This is a genomic window from Bacillus sp. EKM202B (assembly GCF_011066025.1).
In the GTDB taxonomy this organism is placed as follows: Bacteria; Bacillota; Bacilli; order Bacillales; family Bacillaceae_G; genus Bacillus_A; species Bacillus_A toyonensis.
Genome location: NZ_JAAMNK010000154.1, coordinates 1 through 207 on the forward strand (window position 1 = coordinate 1; position 207 = coordinate 207).

Below are 207 nucleotides of genomic sequence, written 5' to 3' on the forward strand. Positions count from 1 at the left end.
AAGTTCTTGCACTTCTGTTTCGACTAACAATGACACAAAGTATCTGCCAGAAGGGTTCCGTCTAACTGTAGCATTTACAATACGTCCCTTTACTTCACGACTTTTAGCAAATCGAACAAGACCTAGTTTTGGCAATTTTATTTTGTTTCCTACAACGGCAATGTTTTCATTTGTTTGTTTTGTTGTGTAAGATTGTACGTTGTTTTT

At 35.7% G+C, this 207-nt stretch carries 1 pseudogene; it reads right to left on the reverse strand.

Annotation, left to right across the window (positions count from 1 at the left end):
• Window positions 1-207: pseudogene (locus G9F74_RS29830) on the reverse strand (IS200/IS605 family element RNA-guided endonuclease TnpB); the annotation flags it as partial.